Here is a 1148-nt window from a genome sequence, read left to right as displayed (position 1 = left end):
TACAGCGCTGGCGTAGTACCTTTGAAAGGTTTGGTGAGGAAGGCTTCCTTACGGAACGCCGTGGAAAAGGAAGTACAGGACGCCCCACTTCCAAGCCACAGTCTGTAGAAGATCAACTTAGGAAGGCCGAGGCGAGAATCAAATTCCTTGAAGCAGAAAATGACTTCCTAAAAAAGCTGGAAGAGCTAGAAAGGCAGGCTCTGAAAAAGAAATGATTCTAACTGCTGCTGAGAAGTTCTATCTGATTGAAAGGACGATCAGAATACACCAATTAAAGAAGGCTGTTTCTTATCTATGCAAATTGGCTGGTGTAAGTCGAAGTGGCTACTATGATTGGTTAAAGGCAGCTCCTTACCGTGAGCTTCGTGAAGAACAGGATGAATTGGACATAGAATTGATCAGAAATATTTTCATCAGTAAAAAGGAAAAAGTAGGCGCCCTCCAAATCAAAATGATTATGGAGAATGACTACTCGGCCGTCATGAATCATAAGAAAATCAGACGGTTGATGACAAAATATAATCTCCTAGCGAAAATCAGAAGGGCCAACCCGTATCGGAAGATGGCCAAGGCAACCAAGGAGCACCTTACTTGTCCAAACCTCCTTAATCGTGAATTCAATCAGGAGGTGCCAGGGAAGGTCCTGCTTACTGACATTACCTATCTTTATTATGGGAAAGGCCAAAAAGCGTATTTATCCTGCGTAAAAGATGCCGCCACAAAAGAAATCGTTACGTACCATTTATCTACTTCATTAGAAATGGATATCGTTTACGAGACTTTAAATAAGCTAAAGCAGGCTGTGTGTCACGAGTTCCATCCGAGTGCAATCCTTCATTCTGACCAGGGGTTCCATTACACCCATCCGCTATTTCAACGCAAAGTGAAGGAACTTGGGATAACCCAATCCATGTCCCGCAAGGGAAACTGTTGGGATAATGCGCCAATGGAAAGTTTCTTTGGCCACTTTAAGGATTTGGCAGAATATAAAACATGTACTAATTTAACGGATGTGAAGGAAGAAATTGATCGAGTTATTGAAGAATATAATGAACATCGTTATCAATGGGGGCTAAGGAAAATGGCCCCGGTACAATACCGGGACCATTTATTAGCTGCTTAGGCACTTTTTTATACTGTCCGTAAAA

1 protein-coding gene and 1 pseudogene are annotated in these 1148 nt (G+C 42.2%); both read left to right on the top strand.

What is annotated here, in order from left to right; translation table 11 throughout:
* Positions 1-215: pseudogene (locus tag SB775_RS27305) on the top strand (IS3 family transposase); the annotation flags it as partial.
* Entirely contained in the window at positions 212-1123 is a 912-nt protein-coding gene (locus tag SB775_RS27300; protein WP_377387665.1) for an IS3 family transposase, read from the top strand. The pseudogene SB775_RS27305 and the gene SB775_RS27300, both read left to right, overlap by 4 nt.
* The last annotated feature ends 25 nt before the right edge of the window (positions 1124-1148 follow it).

This window comes from Peribacillus sp. SIMBA_075 (genome assembly GCF_046534585.1).
The sequence above is the reverse complement of the archived record's forward strand: the minus strand, read 5'-3'. Positions and strand labels throughout refer to the sequence as shown.